The 16462-nt window shown below is 75.1% G+C and carries 13 protein-coding genes; 6 read left to right on the top strand and 7 right to left on the bottom strand.

The genetic code is table 11. The annotated features are described in order from the left end of the window. The 3 genes from ACIPW5_RS08765 to ACIPW5_RS08755 all read right to left on the bottom strand — a co-directional run bounded on the left by ACIPW5_RS08765 (position 1) and on the right by ACIPW5_RS08755 (position 2917). Positions 1-1257 carry a Tm-1-like ATP-binding domain-containing protein gene (locus ACIPW5_RS08765; protein WP_401242290.1) on the bottom strand — a complete coding sequence of 419 codons (1257 nt, stop codon included), beginning with the start codon at positions 1255-1257 and terminating at the stop codon, positions 1-3. Positions 1258-1305: 48 nt separating this feature from the next. Next, positions 1306-1797, bottom strand: a complete 492-nt coding sequence (locus ACIPW5_RS08760; RefSeq protein ID WP_401242287.1) for an NUDIX domain-containing protein — start codon at positions 1795-1797, stop codon at positions 1306-1308. 64 nt (positions 1798-1861) lie between these two features. After that, positions 1862-2917: a cation diffusion facilitator family transporter gene (locus ACIPW5_RS08755; RefSeq protein WP_401242284.1), complete on the bottom strand. Its 1056-nt coding sequence runs from the start codon at positions 2915-2917 to the stop codon at positions 1862-1864. Positions 2918-3078: 161 nt separating this feature from the next. On the opposite strand from ACIPW5_RS08755, the gene ACIPW5_RS08750 reads away from it, so the two are divergent. From ACIPW5_RS08750 to ACIPW5_RS08740, 3 genes are read left to right on the top strand one after another with little or no spacing between them, the layout of a single operon-like run. Next, complete coding sequence (locus ACIPW5_RS08750; protein ID WP_401242281.1) at positions 3079-5439, top strand: FHA domain-containing protein; 2361 nt, start codon at positions 3079-3081, stop codon at positions 5437-5439. A 9-nt stretch (positions 5440-5448) separates the two neighbouring features. After that, entirely contained in the window at positions 5449-6072 is a 624-nt protein-coding gene (locus ACIPW5_RS08745; protein ID WP_401242278.1) for a hypothetical protein, read from the top strand. After that, on the top strand, positions 6069-7028 hold the full coding sequence (locus ACIPW5_RS08740) for a serine/threonine-protein kinase (protein ID WP_401242275.1): 960 nt from the start codon (positions 6069-6071) through the stop codon (positions 7026-7028). The genes ACIPW5_RS08745 and ACIPW5_RS08740 overlap by 4 nt, the downstream gene beginning before the upstream one ends. A gap of 15 nt (positions 7029-7043) precedes the next feature. Here ACIPW5_RS08740 and ACIPW5_RS08735 read toward each other — a convergent pair whose 3' ends face one another. Further along, positions 7044-8312, bottom strand: a complete 1269-nt coding sequence (locus tag ACIPW5_RS08735) for a streptophobe family protein (RefSeq protein WP_401242273.1) — start codon at positions 8310-8312, stop codon at positions 7044-7046. A 365-nt stretch (positions 8313-8677) separates the two neighbouring features. Between ACIPW5_RS08735 and ACIPW5_RS08730 the strand changes: the two genes are divergently transcribed. Next, entirely contained in the window at positions 8678-9874 is a 1197-nt protein-coding gene (locus ACIPW5_RS08730) for a DUF6777 domain-containing protein (protein WP_401242270.1), read from the top strand. A gap of 50 nt (positions 9875-9924) precedes the next feature. After that, positions 9925-11994, top strand: coding sequence for a SpoIIE family protein phosphatase (locus ACIPW5_RS08725; RefSeq protein ID WP_401242267.1), 2070 nt, complete (start codon positions 9925-9927; stop codon positions 11992-11994). A 258-nt stretch (positions 11995-12252) separates the two neighbouring features. On the opposite strand, the gene ACIPW5_RS08720 is transcribed toward ACIPW5_RS08725, so the two are convergent. The 3 genes from ACIPW5_RS08720 to ACIPW5_RS08710 form a co-directional block, all read right to left on the bottom strand. Further along, the gene (locus tag ACIPW5_RS08720) at positions 12253-14178 is read right to left on the bottom strand and encodes an ABC transporter permease (RefSeq protein WP_401242264.1); all 1926 of its coding nucleotides are present in this window, start codon (positions 14176-14178) and stop codon (positions 12253-12255) included. 131 nt (positions 14179-14309) lie between these two features. Next, positions 14310-15131, bottom strand: a complete 822-nt coding sequence (gene modA / locus ACIPW5_RS08715; protein ID WP_401242261.1) for a molybdate ABC transporter substrate-binding protein — start codon at positions 15129-15131, stop codon at positions 14310-14312. Positions 15132-15288: 157 nt separating this feature from the next. Then, positions 15289-15684, bottom strand: a complete 396-nt coding sequence (locus ACIPW5_RS08710) for a molybdopterin-binding protein (protein WP_401242259.1) — start codon at positions 15682-15684, stop codon at positions 15289-15291. 134 nt (positions 15685-15818) lie between these two features. Here ACIPW5_RS08710 and ACIPW5_RS08705 point away from each other — a divergent pair, with 134 nt between their 5' ends. Further along, entirely contained in the window at positions 15819-16229 is a 411-nt protein-coding gene (locus tag ACIPW5_RS08705) for an RNA-binding S4 domain-containing protein (protein WP_401242256.1), read from the top strand. Positions 16230-16462: the final 233 nt, after the last annotated feature.

Below are 16462 nucleotides of genomic sequence, written 5' to 3'. Positions count from 1 at the left end.
TCAGGCCGCGGCCGACACGGCGCCGATCATCGCGTGCAGCCGGTCGGCGGCGGCCCGCCCGAAGGACGGGTCGTTGATGTGGGTGTCGTAGTCGTAGAGCCGGGCCGCACTGCCCCGCAGGCCCTCGCGCAGCGCCGTGAACAGCGCCCCGTCCGCACGCGGGTCGTGGTACGGGCCGCCCGGCGCGCCGAGCGTGGACAGCCCGCGCAGCGGGACGCAGACCGCCGTCGGCCCGGTCGACGCGCGCAGCTTCGCGGCGACCCGCCGCCCCAGCTCCGCGCACTCCGACTCGGTCGTGCGGATCACCGTGATCGAGGGGTTGTGGACGCGGACCCGGCGGTAGCGGGCCCGCTCGGGCAGGGTCTCCAGCGGTCCGAACTTCACCATGTCCAGGGCGCCCAGGCTCACCACCTGGGGGACCCCGGCCCGCCCGGCCGCGCTGAGCCGGTCGGGGCCGGCCGTCAGGATGCCCCCGCACAGGTCGTCGGCGAGCTCGCTCAGGGTCAGGTCCAGCACCCCCGCGAACACCCGCTGCCCGGCGAGGGTCTCCAGGGTGCGGCCGCCCGTACCGCTGACGTGGAAGACCAGGACCTCGTACCCCAGCTCCTCCAGCCGCTCCCGGGCCGCGTCCACGCCGAGCGTGGTCACCCCCGCCATGCTCGCCGCCACCAGCGGCCGCGAGCCCGCGCCCAGCCGGGCCGGCCGGCTGCGGTCCAGCGCGGCGCGCGCGAAGCCCTTCGCCATCCCGGCGACGGCCTCGGCGGCGTTGGCCAGCACCGGGGCCGAGACGCTGTTGATCCCGGCGATGTCCACCACGCTGTACATCATGGTGATGTCCGCCGAGCCCACGTACGGGGACACGTCCCCGGACGCCATCGACGAGACCATCACCTTCGGCACGCCCAGGGGAAGCGCCCGCATCGCCCGGGTCGCGATGGAGGTGCCGCCGCTGCCCCCGATCGCGAGGACGCCGTGCAGCCGGCCCTCGGCGTGCAGGCGTAACAGGGTCGCCTCGGCGCCCCGGGCCATCGTGGTCACGGCCGCGCCCCGGTCGGCGGCCGCGCGCAGTTCCGACAGTTCCGTGCCCGCCGCCCGCGCCACCGCTTCGCGGGGCACGTCGGCGGGCACCCGGGGTTCTCCCATGATCCCCGTGTCCACCAGCACCACTTCGACGCCGGCGCGCAGCAGCCTCTCGCGCAGCCAGCCGTACTCGACACCCTTGGTGTCCAGGGTTCCCACCAGCACGACGTTCGTCATATGTGCAATGTCCATGCAGGTGGGGTTTGTTGGCAAGTAAAGGTCAGGTCAATCCGCCAATAGCATCAGCAACCGTTCCAGGAAGGGAATTTGACCGACAATCAGCTTGTTCCGTGCGATCGGGGGAGCGAACCAGTCCACCCGGTCCAGCTCCGGGAACTCCCGCTCGATCCCCGAGTGCGGGGGCCACTCCATCGTGAAGGTGCCCGGCACCGTCACCGCCGGATCGAGGTCCGCCTCCACCGCCCAGATGGTCACGAGCTTCCCGCTGCTCAGCCGTACCTCGCCCAGCGGCAGGTAGTCCCCCTCCGGCGGGGGGACCCCCAGTTCCTCCGTGAACTCCCGGCGGGCCGCGTCCCGGGGCGCCTCGTCCGGTCCGTACTCGCCCTTCGGGATCGCCCAGCCCCCGGCGTCCCGCCCGGCCCACAGCGGACCGCCCATGTGCCCGAGCAGCACCTCGACCCCGTGCCCCGCCGTCCGGCGGAACAACAGCAGGCCGGCGCTCCGCTTGTACCTCTTCGCGTCCGTCACGGGAGCCATACATGCCCCGCCGGAGCCCCGCCCAGTGATCCGCCGTACGGAATCAGCCACCGGAAGGGGGCCTTCAGTGTGCGTGCGGCCCCTCGCGGTGCACCGGCCCGTGGGCGTCCGCACAGTGCGGGTCCCCGCCGTCCGGGTCCTCGCCCGGCCGGCCCACCGACAGCAGGGCGTCCTGGACGTGGTCCACCTGGAGGGTGGTGTGCGTGATCCCGTACTCCTTCGCCAGCAGCAGCTCCAGCTCCCGGCGCACCGCGTGGCAGTCGCCCTCCTCCTCCACCAGCACGTGCGCGGAGAGCGCCGCCTGACCGGAGGTGATCGTCCAGATGTGCAGGTCGTGCACCTCGGTCACCGGGGCGTGGGCGACGAGCCGGTCGCCGACCGCGTCCGGGTCGACGTGCGCGGGCGCCGCCTCCAGGAAGATCCGGCCCGACTCGCGGACCAGCCCGTAGCCCGCCTTGACCATCAGCACCACCACCACGAGCGTGGCGATCGCGTCGGCCTGCACGAATCCCGTCGTGAGCACGATCAGACCGGACACGGCCGTCCCGATGAAGGCGAACAGGTCGTTCAGGATGTGCTGGTACGCGCCCTCCACGGCGAGCGAGGACCGGTTCGCCCGCGAGATGCACCAGGCCGCGGCCACGTTCACCACGATCCCGGCCAGCGCCGTCACCAGCACCACCCCGCCCTCCACCGGCGGCGGGTCCAGCAGCCGCTGCACGGCCTCGTACGCCAGCCAGGCGCCCAGCAGCAGCAGGGTCAGCCCGTTGGCCTGCGCGGAGAGTATCTCCGCCCGCTTGAGGCCGTACGTGAACCCGCCCCGCGCCGGCCGCGCCGCCAGCCGCATCGCGATCAGCGCGAGCACGATCGACACGGCGTCCGTCAGCATGTGCGCGGCGTCGGAGATCAGGGCCAGCGAATGGGCCATCACGCCGATGACCACCTCGACGGCCATGAAGCCGCCGATCAGGGCCAGCGCGATCGCCAGCCACCGGCGGTCGGCGTCCGGGTCCACACCGTGGCTGTGCCCGCCGGGACCGTGGCCGTGCCCGTCGTGCCCGTGCCCGGAGTGGTCCGTCCCGGCGTGCTCGTGCGCGTGGTCGTGGTCGTGCCGGCTCATGGCTTCCCCCGTTTGTTCGGTTTCCGACGCGTGAAGTGAAGCGCACCGCGACGCGATCGGCAAAGGCTGCAACGGGGACCGTTGTCATTCCCCATAAGAACGCTCTGACCTGCGGCGATGCCGCTTCTGCCGGTTGCGGCGGTTCATGGGAAAATCTGTCCATGGTCCAGCGGCCCGGTGCGGCGACCGCGCCCGAACTCGTCCTGGAAACCGCCATGGGCTCCACCGAGATGAGCCCGGGCCGGAGCTACCGCGTCGGCCGCGACCCCCTCTGCGAGATCTGCCTCGACGACGACCGCGTCTCCTGGCACCACGCCGTCCTGCGCCCCGAGGGCGACCACTGGACCCTGGAGGACGAGGGCAGCACCAACGGCACCTGGGCCGACGGCCACCGCGTCCACGAGTGGGCCGTCGGCCCCGGCAGCGAACTCCGCTTCGGCAGCGCCCAGGACGGCCCGCGCGCCCTCCTCAGCAGCCGTACGCCTCCCCGCGCCGCCGCCTCCCGCCCCTCCCGGGTCGCCGACCCGGCCACGACCGGAACCTTCCGCAGCCCCACCAGCATCCGGCCGCTGCCCGCCCGGACCACCGTCCGCATCGGCCGCGACCCCGGCAACGACCTCGTCGTCGACGACCTCGTCGTCTCCCGCAGGCACGCCGAACTGCGCGCCCTCGCCGACGGCACGTACGAGATCGCCGACCTCGGCAGCCACAACGGCACCTACCTCAACGGCGCCCCCGTCGGCACCGCCCCCGTCACCGAGGGCGACATCGTCGGCATCGGCCACTCCGCCTTCTGCCTCGTCGGCGACCAGCTCCAGGAGTACACCGACACCGGAGAGGTCTCCCTCGACGTCCAGGACCTCGCCGTGGCCGTCGACCACGGCCGCAAGACCCTCCTCGACCACGTCTCCTTCCCGGTCGGCGGCAGGTGCCTGCTCGCCGTCGTCGGCCCCAGCGGCGCCGGGAAGTCCACCCTCCTCGGTGCCCTCACCGGACTGCGCCCCGCCGACCACGGCACCGTCCTCTACGACGGCCGCGACCTCTACCGCGACTACGCCGAACTGCGCTCCCGCATCGGGCTCGTCCCCCAGGACGACATCCTGCACGCCCAGCTCACCGTCCGCCGCGCCCTCGCCTACGCCGCCGAACTGCGCTTCCCGCAGGACACCGGCAAGGCCGAACGGCTCGCCCGGGTCGACGAGGTCATCGGCGAACTCGGCCTCGGACAGCGCGCCGACCAGCCCATCCACAGCCTCTCCGGCGGCCAGCGCAAACGCGTCTCCGTCGCCCTCGAACTCCTGACGAAACCCTCGCTGCTCTTCCTCGACGAACCCACCTCCGGCCTCGACCCCGGCATGGACCGCTCCGTCATGCACATGCTGCGCGGCCTCGCCGACGACGGCCGCACCGTCATCGTCGTCACCCACAGCGTCCTCAGCCTCGACGTCTGCGACCGGCTCCTGGTCCTCGCCCCCGGCGGCCGCGTCGCCTGGTACGGGCCGCCCGGGGAGGCCCTCGGCTTCTTCGGCTTCGACGAGTGGCCCGAGGCCTTCGAGGCCTTCGAGAACCAGCGCGACCGCGACTGGGCCGGCCGGTACGCGGCCTCGCCCCAGCACCGTGCGTACGTGGCGGCCGCCGGCCGCCGCCCCCGGACCGGGGACCCCGCGGCCCCCGGCCCCGCCGGGTCCGCCGCCCCGCCGCCCCAGCCGCAGAGCCGGACCGCCCAGCTCTCCACCCTGGTCCGCCGCTACGCCACCGCCCTGAGCGCCGACCGGACCTTCCTCGCCATCATGGTCGCGCTGCCGTTCGTGATGGGCGCCATGGCCCGCGCCCTGGCCGGCAGCGCCCTCACCCAGGAGACCGCGATCAACGCCCTGCTCATCCTGTGCGTCGGCGGCGTGCTGACCGGGGCCGCCAACGCGGTCCGCGAACTCGTCAAGGAACGGGTCATCTACCAGCGCGAACGCGCCGTCGGGCTGTCCAGGTCCGCCTACCTGATGTCGAAGGTGGCCGTCCTCGGCGCGATCACCGTGGCCCAGGCCGTCGTCCTCACCCTCGTCGGCCTCTTCGGAGTGCGGCTCGGACCGCCCGGCTCCACCGGGGTCTTCCTGCCGCCCCTCGCCGAGATCACCCTGGCCGTCGCCCTGCTGTCCTTCACCGCCATGATGCTCGGCCTGCTGGTCTCCGCGCTGGTCAGGAAGGAGGAGGTCACCATGCCCCTGCTGGTCCTCCTCGCCATCGTGCAGGTGGTCTTCTGCGGGGCCCTGCTCCAGCTCGACGGGGTGCCGGTGATCGGACAGCTGGCCTGGCTGGTCCCCTCCCGCTGGGCGCTCGGCGCCATGGCCGGCACCATCGACCTCGGCCGGATCGTGCCCGGCCCCCTCGCCGACGACCCCCTCTTCGCGCACTCCGCCGGGGTCTGGCTGCTGGACGTCGGCATGCTGGCCGCCCTGTCCGTGCTGTTCGGAGTGCTCGTCGCCCGGCTGCTGCGGCGCCACGAGCCCGCCGTGATGCGGAAGTAGGCCCCGCCGATGACGGACGCCCCGGAGCCCGGCGCGGGCTTCCGCCCCACCCACGTGGTCCCCCAGGACGGGCTGCCCGCCTGGGAGGAGCCCGACGTCTCCCGGCCCACCACCGCCCTCGACCCCTTCCTTCCCGTGCGGCTGCTGTCCCGGCGCGGCGAGTGGGGGGAGGTGCTGTGCGCCAACGGCTGGTCCGCCTGGGTCGACGGACGGCTGCTCGTCGCGGTGCCCGGGCCCCCGCCGACCGCCGGCCGGCCCCTCGAACGGACCGAGGACCCCGGACCGCTCCTCACCCGCACCGCCGACACCCTCGACCGCTACCGGCGGGCCCTGCGCGACACCGTCCCCGGCACCGCCGACGACGGCTTCCGGCAGGCCGTACGCGGCCTGCGCGCCGGGATCGTCATCGACGGCGAGTCCGTATGGGTGTACGAGGAGGCGGCGGGACGGTGGCTGTACGCCGACGGGAGCCGCCCGACCACCTACGCCGTCGTCTCGGAACCGGGAGCCCCGCCGCCCGCGCCGGAGCCGGAGCCCCCGGAGCCGGACACCGGCGCGGCAGCCGTCGTACCGGAGACACCGCACGAGCCCACGCGCGTCGCGGACCGCCCCGACGGGGGAGGGAGCCGATGACGGACCCCGGACCCCCCGTCGGGCGGGCCCCGGAACTCACCGGCACGCGCTTCGCCGGCTACCTCGTCGGGGACGAGATCGGGCGGGGCGGGATGGCCGTCGTCTACCGCGCCCGGGACCTGCGCCTGGACCGGACCGTCGCACTGAAGCTGCTGTCCCCGCAGCTCGCCCGCAACGACACGTTCCGGCAGCGCTTCACCCACGAGTCGAGGGTCGCGGCCGCCATCGACCACCCGCACATCGTGCCCGTCTTCGAGGCCGGCGAGGCGGACGGCGTCCTCTACATCGCCATGCGCTACGTCGCCGGGAAGGACCTGCGGGCCCTGCTCGACCGCACGGGCCCGCTGCCCGTGGAGACGGCGGCCAGGATCGCCGGCCAGGTCGCCTCGGCGCTCGACGCCGCCCACGACCACGGCCTGGTCCACCGGGACGTGAAGCCCGGCAACGTCCTCGTCGCCGAGGGAACCGACAGCGAGCACCCCGAGCACGTCTACCTGACGGACTTCGGACTGACGAAGAAGTCCCTCTCGCTGACCGGGTTCACCAGCGTCGGACAGTTCGTCGGGACCCTGGACTACGTCGCGCCCGAGCAGATCGCCGGGAAGCCGGTCGACGGGCGCTGCGACGTCTACAGCCTCGGCTGCGTGGTCCACGAGATGCTCACCGGCGGCCCGCCGTTCCGGCGCGAGGACGACATGGCCCTGCTCTGGGCCCACCAGTACGACCCCCCGCCGCCCCCGAGCGAACGCCGCCCGGAACTCCCGGCGGCGGTGGACCAAGCAGTGGCCAAGGCCCTGGCGAAGCAGCCCGAGGAGCGGTGGGACACCTGCCTGGAGTTCACCGGCGCGCTGCGCCGGGCGGGGACCGGGGCCCCCGGGGAGCGTGCGGCACCGCCGGAAGCGGGCCCGCCGCCCCCGCCGCCGCGATGGGCACTGCCGGTGTTCCGGGCGCGGTGACGGCGGGGACCGGGATCAGTCCCCGGGAACCCGCCCCGGGTGGCGCAGGGGGCGGGCCAGGAGCGCACCGAGGAAGCCGGCCACCGCGCCCCACAGCAGCCCGAGGCCGGTCGTGCGCCAGAGGTACGGGGTGAGCTCGACCCGGCCGCCGAGCCCGGAGACGTCCCCGAGCCCCAGCAGCGACAGCCCGAACCGGGCGTGCACCCCGGCCAGCAGGCACACCGTCAGGGTGGCCAGCCCCAGCGCCACCGCCAGGTGCACCGCGTGCTGCCAGGGCCGGACCCGTGCCGGGGAGCGCACGGCGGCCAGCACGCCCGTGCCGAGCAGCGCCACCGCGGCCACCACGACCAGCCACCAGGCCCGCGCGTCGCGCTCCGCGAGCGAGGCCACGTCCACGGTGGACGGCACGGGGCCGCGCAGGGCCTGGTCCAGCAGCGGCGGCACCGGCAGCCCGAACGGCCCCTCGACCACGCCCCGCCAGGCACCGCCGAAGCCCGTGGTCAGGGCGAGCCAGGCCAGGTTCGGAAGTCCGAGCAGCAGCACCGCCAGGGTGCGGGCCGCGTGCCCCTGGGTGGCCGCCGCCACCAGGCCGACGCCGGCGCCGAGGACCACGTACGCCAGGAGCAGCACGGCCGTCGCGTGCGCGGCCGGCCGCACCGCCGTGTGGAAGCGGAGCAGGCCGGGCGGGAGCGGGGTGCGGCGGGAGACCAGCAGGGCGATCAGCAACAGGCCCAGGAACCACAGCAGTCCGCCGAGCAGGGTGGGCCCCGGCGCGGCCCGGAAGCCGACCGTCGGGGCGGAGTCGAGCAGTTCGCCGATCTCCCCGAGCGGCGAGTCGCCGGCGGACAGGCCGAAGGTCTGGCGGGCCGCCAGCGCGAACAGGGTGAGCAGCGCCAGCCACAGCACCGCCGACCGGCCCGCCCGGGCCAGCAGTTCACCGGCCCCGGCCACGGCACGGTGGCGCAGCGGGCGCAGGAAGAGCCACCCGGCGGTGAGCGCCCCGGCCAGGCTCACCGAGAGCGGCAGTACGGACAGGCTCGCGTCGGCACCCGCCAGGAATCCGGCGTCCCCGGAAACCTCGACCGAACCCCCGGCCGCCATCACGACGACCGCGGCGACCACCCGGGGGAACGCCCCGCCGGGCAGATCGCCGGCCCCGGCGCAGGCCAGCCCGGCCGCGGCCACCGCGGTCATCGCCGCGAAGCCCGCCACGACGGTGACGAGGGCGTCCCGCCAAGCCCCGGCGGAAGCGCGCGCCGAGGTGCGCGCGGAGGTACGGCTCACCTTGCCACGGTGGCACCCCCGGCTTGCGGACACCACCTGGACGGCGCACACAATGGTCGGCAAGAGTGCCGGGAACACCCGGAATTCCAGTGATTCACGCCATTCACGCCATTTCCCCGGATGCGTCCGCCTGGGAAGAGGAGCCCGTGACCACGCAACCCTCCGGCGAGCGGCCGCCAGAGCCGCCACGGTCGCTGAACCCGTCCCCGCCGTCCCCGCCGTCCCAGCCGTCCCCGCCGTCGTCCGGGCGCCCCACCGGCCCGCCCTCCGGTCCGCTCTCGGGCGGTGGCGCGGAACCCCCGCCGCCGCCTCCTCCCGGCGGGCCGGGCTCCGGGGAGCCGCCCCGGGGGCCCTGGTGGCGGTCGGTGCCCGGCCTGGCGACGATGGCCGTGGCGCTGGCCGCGGTGGTCACCCTGGTGGTGGTGCTCACCAGGCCCGGCGGTGGCGGTGGGACCACGCAGCGGGCCGCCGCCGAGGTGTTCCTCCAGCCGGCCGCCGAACCCGGGCGGGACCCCTTCACCGCGTCCAGCGCGGCGGAGCAGGCCACCCCGCCGCCCGAGAGCCCGTCCCGGGGCACCGCCGCACCCACCACGGCCCCGGGCACCCGCAGCGTCAGCGGCGCCTCGCCCGGGCTGTACGGCGGCACCCAGGACATCGCCAGCTGCGACGTGGAGCGGCAGATCACCGCCCTGACCTCGCAGCCCGCCAGGAACGCCGCCTTCGCCGCGGCCCTCGGCATCCGGCCGGAGGCCGTCCCGGGCCACCTGCGCTCCCTCACCCCGGTGCAGCTGCGGATCGACACCCGGGTCACCAACCACGGGTACCGGGACGGCCGGGCCACGCCCTACCAGGCCGTGCTCCAGGCGGGGACGGCCGTGCTGGTCGACGACCGGGGGGTGCCGAGGGTGCGCTGCGCCTGCGGGAACCCGCTGGGCCCGCCGGTGGCGCTGAAGGCCGATCCGAAGCGCTTCGGCCGGCCCTGGTCCTCGTACCGGCCGGCCGAGGTGGTGGTCGTCGCGCCGTCGGTGACGGTCGTGCACACGTTCGTCATCTACGACCACCGCGACCGGCGCTGGCTGGAACGCGACCGCGGTCCCGTCCCCGAGCGCGACCGGCCCGTCGCGCCGCCCGTCGGCCCGCCCGTCGTCTCCCCTCCGGTGGTGTCGCCCCCGGTCGTCTCCCCGACGGCGGGCCCGACGCCGCCGACGTCCCCGCCGACGTCCCCGACGGCCTCTCCGACGGAGGTCGCGCCCCCGGTGGCCCCGACGCCGACCGTCTCCGAGCCGGAGGTCCTTCCCCCGCCGCTCGTGGTCACGCCGTCGGAGCCGTCTCCCCGCCCGAGCCGGACCGGACCCCCGAAGGCCACCCCGAAGCCCCCGACGCCCACCCCGGCCGCGACGCCGACCGGCGCGGGGACCCCGGCCGGTACCGGCCCCCCGAAGGACGGGGGCACGCCCACCGCCACGCGGTCCGCGCGCCCGCCGGCCCTGACCGGCGACCGGACGACCGCCCCGCCGTCCGGGTCCAGCCCCTCGCCCGCCACGCCCGGGCGGACCACCTGACCGCCCCCGCGCACATGCCGAGCCAGGGGGAACAGTGAGACCCTGGCTGCATGGACCAGCGGGGACGGACCCCGGAGGTCGACTGGCCCGCGCGGCCCGACCTGAGCCTCGCGCTCAACCGGATGGGCACCTTCGACTGGGACCTCGACAGCGGACGCCTGTACTTGGACGCCACCGCCCTCGAGGTCCTGGAGCTGAGCCCGGAGCAGTTCGACGGGACCCCCGCCGGACTGCGCCGGCGCGTCGTGGACGGCGACGGCGAACGGCTGGACGGCCGGGTGGAGCGGGCGCTGACGGACGGCCGCAGCCACTACGGGGCGTACTTCCGCACCCTGCGCGCGCAGGGGACGCCCGGCTGGACCCACCTCCAGGGGCACATCCTGCGGGATCCGCACGGGCGCGCGTACCGGGTCATCGGGATCCTCCGCGACGCCGACCAGGACCCGGGGGAGCCCGGCGCCACGGGGGAGCGGGACGAGGGACGGCGCCGGATGACCGGGGTCGTCGAGCGGACCACCGCGATCCTCGCGCACGCCCGCACCGTGAACGACGTGACCGACGTCCTCAAGGACCCCGAGGCCCTCGGCCACCTCGGCGCCGTCAGCGTCATGCTGGGCATCGTCGACGGCGGCCGGATCCACCTGGTCGCGGAGGGCCAGCTCGGCTCGTACGTGCCCGAGATCGAGTACACCCGCATCGACGCGGAGTTCCCGATGAGCGAGGCCGTACGGACCATGCAGCCGGTCTTCCTCGCGTCGCGCGAGGAGTTCCGGCGGCGCTACCCGCTGCTGTGGCCGTACATCGAACCGCTGGCCGTGGGCAGCGGGGTCTACCTGCCGCTGATCGCACAGGGCCGGCCGGTCGGCGCGCTCGGACTGCTGTACACCCGCGACGGGGACTTCGACGCGGAGGAGCGCAACCTGCTGGTGGCGCTCGGCAGCGGGATCGCGCAGGGACTCCAGCGCGCGATGCTCTTCGAGCAGGAGCACGACCTCGCCGAGGGCCTCCAGCGGGCCATGCTGCCCCGGACGATCCCGGAGGTGCCGGGCGCGGTGATCGCCGTGCGCTACCGGGCGGCCCGGGTCGGGCGGGACATCGGCGGCGACTGGTACGACGTCGTCCCCCTCGGCGAAGGGCGGGTCGGGGTGACGATCGGCGACGTCGAGGGCCACGACACGGACGCCGCGGCCGTGATGGGACAGCTGCGGATCGTGCTCCGCGCCTACGTACTGGAGGGCCACACCCCCGGCACGGCACTGGCGAGGGCCTCAGCCTTCCTCCGCGACCTGGCCACGGAGCGCTTCGCCACCTGTACCTACGCCGAACTGGACCTGAACACCGGGATGCTGCACATCGTGCGGGCCGGCCACCTCGACCCGGTCGTGCGGCGCGGGGACGGCAGCTGCCACCGGATCCAGGTGGTGGGCGGGCTCCCGCTGGGCCTGCCCCCGCGCGAGCAGCCGGGCAGCGGCTCCGGCTATCCCGTCACCACCCTCGAACTGCACCCCGGCGACACCCTGTTGCTGTGCACCGACGGCCTCGTCGACCGGCCCGGCGGCGACTCCGAGACCGGGATGCGGGAGTTCCTGGAGGCCGCCGAGCGCGGCCCGGCCGACGTCGAGGAACTCGCCGACGTGCTGTGCGACCTCGTCGGGGACGCGGGCGGCGGGGACGACATGGCCCTGCTCCTGCTGCGCCGCCGCGGCACCCCCGCGCCGCGCGGCGGCGGGCCGCTGCGCCAGCGCCTGGAACCGGGCGACGCGGACGGGCCGGCGATGGCCCGGCACCTGATCCGGGCGGCGGTGGCCGCCTGGGGTGCCCGGGAGCGGGCCGACGAGATCGAGCTGGCCGCGGACGAGCTGATGACCAACGCCCTCGTCCACACCGACGGCGGCGGGCAGGTCGCCCTGCGGCTGACGGCCGCGGGCCGGATCCGGATCGAGGTCGAGGACAGCAGCAGCGCCCTGCCCCGCCGCCGGGAGGCCGACGACTGGGCGGTGTCGGGCCGGGGCCTGCTGCTGGTCGAACGGCTCGCGGACGCCTGGGGCGTGGAGCCCCGGGGCGTCGGCAAGTGCGTGTGGTGCGAGTTCGCCGTGCCCGTCCCGGCCGACACCCGCTAGCGGGTGTCAGGCGGCCGCCGTGACCACCGTCAGGTCGCTGACGGCGCCGAACGCCGAGGCGCCGCCGAGGCGCTCGGGGGTCTGGGCGCGCGCGTACGGTGAAGACCCCCCCCACGGGACGTGCGAAAGAGCGGTCGTGCACGGAAAACCGGCTTGTCGGAGGCCGGTCCGGGCAGTCGAGCATGTGTCAGTGCCGCGTCCGGCGTCCAAACCGTCCGTCCCCGCCAGCCGTTGCCGGCCACCCGGCCGCCCGGTGTCCTAGAGGGGGACCAGCGTGATTTCGGTGGCCTTCACGCTCGTCCAGACCGGAGCGCCGTCGGCCACGCCGAGTTCGGCGGCCGCCTCCGGGGTGATCTCCGCGACCAGGTCGGGCGCCTCGGCCGAGCCGATGAGCACGCGCAGCCGGCTGCCGGCCGCGGTGACCTCCCGTACGGTGCCCGGCCAGACGTTGCGGGGGCTGCCGCCCGGGCGGTCCCGGTGCAGCGACACCGCTTCGGGGGCGATGATCGCCAGGGCCTGCGCCCCCTCCGGCAGGGTCTCCGCCACCACCAGCCGGCTGCCGCCCGCGAGCACGAGCCCGTCGGCGGAGGCGGTGCCGGGCCAGGCGTTGCGGCCCAGCATGCGGGCCACCCACGGCGAGCGCGGGTGCCGGGTGACCTCGGCGGGCGGCGCGTCCTGGAGGGTGCGTCCGTCGGCCAGTACGAGGACCCGGTCGGCCAGCGACACCGCCTCGACGGGGTCGTGCGTGACGATCAGGCAGACCCCGCCGAAGCCCGAAAGGTGCCCGCGCAGGGTGTGCCGCACGCGGGCCCGGGTCGTCTGGTCGAGGGCGGCGAGGGGCTCGTCGAGCAGCAGCAGCCGGGGCCGGGCGGCCAGCGCCCGGGCCAGCGCCACCCGCTGGGCCTGCCCGCCCGACAGCTGCCCGGGCCGGCGCTGCGCGAGGTGGCCCACCCCGAGCCGGTCCAGCCACAGCTGCGCCTCGCGGCGGGCCTCGGCGCGCGGGACCCGGCGGGCGCGCAGCCCGTACGCGGTGTTGGCCAGGGCGCTCAGGTGCGGGAACAGTGCCCCGTCCTGCGGGACCCAGGCCACCTGCCGCTGGTGCGGGGGCAGCGCGGTGACGTCGGTGTCCCCGAGCCGCAGTGCGGCGCGGGCCCGCGGGGTCAGGCCGAGCAGGGCGCGCAGCAGGGTGGTCTTCCCGGCGCCGTTCTCGCCCACCACGGCGATAGTGGTGCCGGGTGCGGCGTCGAGGGTGAGCTCGGTGAAGCCGGTGACCTCGGCGTGCAGGGGCCAGCGGCCGCCGTCGGCCGGGGCGGGGACCTCCGCGCCGGCGGCGGTGGCGGGCGCTTCCGGCTCCGCGGCCTTCGCCGCCCCGGGGTCCTTGGCCGCGACGGGCGTGCCGGTCCACCGGCCGCGCAGGGCGATGAGCACGCCCATGGCGATGGCGAGCAGCAGCAGCGAGACCGAGGTGGCCGCCTCCGGCCGGTCCTGGAGCAGCAGGTAGACCTGGAGGGGCAGGGTCTGGGTGGTGCCCGGCAGGTTGCCGGCGAAGGTGATGGTCGCGCCGAACTCGCCGAGCGCACGGGCCCAGGTGAGCGCGGCGCCCGCTATCAGGCCCGGGGCGACCATGGGCATGGTGACCGTGAAGAACACCCGGACCGGGGAGGCGCCGAGGGACGCGGCGGTCTCCTCATAGCTCTGCTTCAGCCCGCCCAGCGCCCCCTCCAGGCTGATCACCAGGAAGGGCATGGCCACGAAGGTGGCCGCGACGACCGCCCCGGAGGTGTGGAAGGGGAGCGTGACGCCGAAGGTGTCCTCCAGCCACGGCCCGAGGAGTCCGCGCCGTCCGAAGCCGAGCAGCAGCGCGACGCCCCCGACGGTCGGCGGCAGCACCATCGGCAGCAGCACCAGGGAGCGGACGAAGGCCTTGCCCCTGAACTCGACCCGGGCCAGCAGCCAGGCGAGCGGCACGCCGAGGAGCAGCGAGAGGCCGAGTGCCCACAGGGACACCAGCAGCGAGAGCCTGAGGGCCGTGACCACACCGGGACTGGTGAGGTGGGCGCCGAGTTCGCCCCACTGCGTACGGGTGAGGATGCCGATCAGCGGCAGCAGCAGGAACGCGACGGCGAGCAGCGCGGGGAGCGCCAGCGTCACGGGGGGCCGGGTACGGGTGCGGAGTCTGCTCATGGGGTGATGGGGGTTCCTGGTCGGGGCCGGGGAGCGGTCCTTGCGGAGGGTGCGTCCGGCGCGGGCGCCGGACGCACCGAAAGGGGCCGCCCGTCCCCCCGGACCGGGCAGCCCCTTCGCGGCGGTGTCGGCTAGGCCTTCTGGAAGCCCGCGTCCTGGAGGATCTTCTGCGCCTCGGGGCTGCTCAGCCAGGTGACGAACGCGGCGGCGGCCTCGGCGTTCTTGGAACCCTTCAGGGTGGCGGCCGGGTAGGACGCGACGGCGTTCTGCTCGTCCGGGATGTCCACGGAGACGACCTTGTCACCGGACTTGATCGTGTCCGTCTTGTAGACGAGGCCGGCGTCGGCCTCGCCCAGCTCGACCTTGCTCAGGACGGCGCGGACGTTGGGCTCCTGGGAGACCGGCTTCACCTCGATCTTCTGGGCGTCGAGGATCTGCTTGCTGTAGCGGCCGACCGGGACCTCGGGCGCCGCGAGGACGACCTTGATCTTCGAGTCGGCGAGGTCCTTGAGCTCGTCGACCTTGAAGGGGTTGTCCTTGCCGGTGGCGATGACCAGGCGGTTCTTCGCGATGACCGTGGGGTTGTTGGTCTCGGCCTTCAGGCCGTCCATGGTCTTGGTGTCGGCGGTGACCAGCGCGTCGGCCGGGGCGCCCTGCTTGACCTGGGCGGCGAGCTCCTGGGAACCGGCGAAGGAGATGGTCACCTTGGTGCCGGGGTGGGACTTCTCGTAGGCGGCCTTCGCCGTGTTGAACACGTCGGTGAGGGAGGACGCGGCGAGCACGGTGAGGTTCGCGCCCTTGGCCTCGGCGGAGGCGGGGGCCGACGCGGACGGCGAGGCGGCCCCGTCGGCCTTCTTCTCGTCGTTGCCGCCGCCGCAGGCGGACAGCGGTACGAGCAGCGCGGCGGTGAGCGCGGCGGCGGCGATGCGGCGGTTGTTCGGGGTGGCGGACATGAGCGGGTGCTCCTCGGTCGGGTCGGCGGCCGGCCGGGTGCCGGAGCCGCGCGGTGGTGACCCGCGCCGGTGACGGGCGGAGCGGGTGGGGACGGGCGGGTGGGGGCGAGCGGGAGGTCTGGGTGGTCCGGGTCCGGATCCGGTTTCGGGGGCCGGCTCAGGCGCGGTCGATGTGCACGCTGGTCGACTTCACGCGGGCGGTGGCCTGCATGCCGACCTCCAGCCCGAGTTCGTCGACGGCCTCGCGGGTGAGCAGGGAGACCAGGCGGTGGGGACCTGCCTGGATCTCGACCTGGGCGGCCACGTCGCCGAGCTTGACGGCCGTGACGATGCCGGGGAAGGCGTTGCGCGCGGAGGTGTACGGCTCGCCGTCCTCGTTGTGGGCGCCCTGCCCCACCTCGACGGAGAAGGCCGCCAGGTCGCGGCCGTTGATCAGGCGACGGCCGCCCTCGTCGCGATGGGTCGCGACCCGGCCGGCGTCGGCCCAGCGGCGCGCGGTGTCCGGGCTCACGCCCAGCAGACGCGCCGCCTGCCCGATGGTGTAGGACTGCATGCGCGACAAGGTAGGGGCTCGGAAGCCGCATGTGCAATTCGTTTGGCGCGATCTCTATCGCAGATGCCATGGCCCTTGTGGTATCCGCCAAAAACCGTTCCGCTCGGGGGCCGCCGGATCGCTAGAGTCGGGCCATGACTGACGGTACGAGGACCACGGCTACGGGGACGGCCCCGCTGGAGGCGGGGACCGCACGGGTTGACGCCTGGATCTGGTCGGTCCGGCTCACCAAGACCCGGTCCGTGGCGGCGACGGCCTGCCGGGCGGGCCACGTGAAGGTCAACGGCGAACGGGCCAAGCCGGCGCAGCAGGTGCGGGCGGGCGACGAGGTGCGGCTCTTCCACGCGGGGCGTGAGCGGATCGTCGTGGTCCGGCGCCCGGTGACGAAGCGGGTCGGACCGCCGGTCGCCGCCGAGTGCTACGTGGACAACAGCCCGCCGCCGCCGACCCCGGTGGAGGCGGCGGTGGTCGGCATCCGCGACCGGGGGGCTGGCCGCCCGACGAAGCGGGACCGTCGGGAGATGGAGCACCTCCGGGGGCACTAGGCCCCGGGGTCCGGGCCGTACCCCGGCGCCCGCGGGTGGTTGGCCGCTGCGCGGAGCGGGTCCCCTACCCGCCCTTCCACCGTTCCCAGGGGCTCCGCCCCTGACCCGATACGGCGCTACCGCGCCCGCGCCTCAAACGCCGGCGGGGCTGATTCAGCCTCGCCGGCGTTTGAGGCGCGGGGGTCTGGGGGCGGAGCCCCCAGGGAACGGGCGAAGGGCGGGTAGGGGACCTC

Origin of the sequence: Streptomyces sp. NPDC090077 (assembly GCF_044747545.1) — a bacterium.
Taxonomy (GTDB): domain Bacteria; phylum Actinomycetota; class Actinomycetes; order Streptomycetales; family Streptomycetaceae; genus Streptomyces.
Note: the sequence above shows the minus strand (reverse complement) of the source record. Positions and strands in the feature narration are given on the sequence as shown.